The 1,817-nt window shown below is 72.8% G+C and carries 2 protein-coding genes; one reads left to right on the top strand and one right to left on the bottom strand.

From position 1 onward, the window contains the following. Positions 1-50: 50 nt before the first annotated feature. Positions 51-482, top strand: coding sequence for an EamA family transporter (locus tag ACYVE7_RS33460; protein WP_460370511.1), 432 nt, complete (start codon positions 51-53; stop codon positions 480-482). Positions 483-488: 6 nt separating this feature from the next. On the opposite strand, the gene ACYVE7_RS33465 is transcribed toward ACYVE7_RS33460, so the two are convergent. Continuing rightward, positions 489-1,595: a winged helix DNA-binding domain-containing protein gene (locus tag ACYVE7_RS33465; RefSeq protein ID WP_460370513.1), complete on the bottom strand. Its 1,107-nt coding sequence runs from the start codon at positions 1,593-1,595 to the stop codon at positions 489-491. Between the last annotated feature and the right edge of the window lie 222 nt (positions 1,596-1,817).

The following is a 1,817-nucleotide window of genomic DNA, read 5'->3' on the forward strand; positions in this document are numbered from 1 at the left end:
CGTGGCCCATGTTGGTCCAGTACATGTAGCCGGCGGCGGGGTCGATGGCGATGCCGTCGGGGAGGGCGGTCGGGGCCGCGCTGGCCACCGGGGTGTGCATCGCGGCGTACACCGTCGTTGACGGGGTCGGGGTGCGGAAGGCCGAGGGGGCCCTGGGGTACACGGGGTGGATGTTCCTGCTGGAAGGCGGGCTGATCGCCGTCGGGGTGCTGGTCTTCCGGTACCGGTCGGTGCGGGACGCGTCCGCCAGGACGTGGGTGATGTCGGGGATCGGCGGGGTCGTCGCGCTGCTCGCCTACGGCATCGTGCTGTGGGCGCAGACGCGCAGCCCGCTGGCCGAGGTGGCGGCGCTCCGCGAGACCGGCGTGATCTGGGGGGCCGTCATCGGGGCGGTGTGCTTCGACGAGCGGCTCGGCCCCCGCCGGATCGCGGCCGCCACCGTCGTGGCGGCCGGGGTGCTCCTGCTGCACGCCCACGCCTGACCACGCTCACCAGGGATCGGCGAAACGCAGGTCGGGGGAGTCGGCGGGGTGCTGGAAGGCGAGGAAGGCCAGCGCTTCGGGCGTGATCTCGTCGCGTTCGGCGGACGTCAGGGGGCGGAATGGTGTGATCGTGAGCGTCGCGGTCCTGGCCTTGGCGACCCGCTCCAGCGACCACGTCGCCTGGACGGTGCCGTCGAGCAGAACCGTGCCCGGGATCGGACCGTGCTCCGGCCAGGCCCGCGCCGTCTGGCCTGGGTCGATGACGCCCATCCGGGACCGGTCGGCGAACGAGATCTGCGCGTTGTCGAAATCGGGCAGCAGCCGGACCGGCGCGGGCGTGTCCTGGTCGGGGCGCGGAGCGTCGGGCAGGTCGTAGAGGGTTCTGCCGTCCTCGGCGTCGAAGGTGATGAGGTCCATGCCCGTCATCACCTCTTTCAGCCTGGTCAGCCCGCAGTGGGTCTGCACGTCCATCACCGACGCGGGCCCGAACCCGGCCAGATAGCGGCGGACGAACTCCGCCAGATCGGGCTTCTCCTCCAGCGGGCGGCCCAGCCAGTGCTCGGCCGTGGTGTGGGCGACGGCCCCCGACCTGCCCCACAGTCCGCGCGGCGGCACCTGCACCAACGGCAGCCTGGCCCGCACGAGCTGGCCGAGCGCCGACCGGTCGCGTCCGGGGAACCGCTCCTGCAGGGCCGTGCCGAGCGCGGCGAAGGTCAGCGGCTGCTCTTCGATCAGTTCCCGGCCCGCGGCGGCCACCGCGTCGAGATCGAGCTCCTTCCAGTGCCGGCCGAACGCGCTGCGGGTGACGCGCAGAATGAAGTCGTCGTGCAGCGGACGCCACGCCAGCGCGTCGTCGGCGGTCAGCAGATGGATCGTGCCGCGCATCACCGCGATCCGCACCAGCCGCCGCTCCACCATCAGCCGCGACACCTCCTGCGGATCGAACCCGGCGAGCCGCGACCACAGCGCGGTGTACCAGGTGTGCGGGGTCTGCGCTTGCAGCCCGCAGATCCGCGCGACGGCCTCTTCGACGGAGAGCGGGGAACGCTCGAGGAGCAACTGGCGGGCGAGCGTGGCGCGGTTGAGTGCGCGCGTCGACAGGACTTCAGCCACGGTCGAGCACCACCACGGGGATCAGCCGCTCACATTCACGCGGGTAGGAAGCACAGCCGGTGGGGGAGTCAGTCATGTCGTCCACGCTAGCGCCCGCCTCCGACACTTCCGAAGGGCCAGCCGAGCAGCGCCCGCGCCCGCAGCGCGCCCTCCAGGACGGGGCCGTCGAGCCCCGCGGGCACCGGTACCGGATCGAGCCGGGGCGGCAGCGGAGCGGGGACG

Source organism: Actinocorallia lasiicapitis (assembly GCF_054778695.1).

What these genes read in the sequence shown, in the direction of transcription:
- ACYVE7_RS33460 (WP_460370511.1), top strand. Translation starts at nt 51, where the DNA reads ATGCCGTCGGGGAGGGCGGTCGGGGCCGCGCTGGCCACCGGGGTGTGC.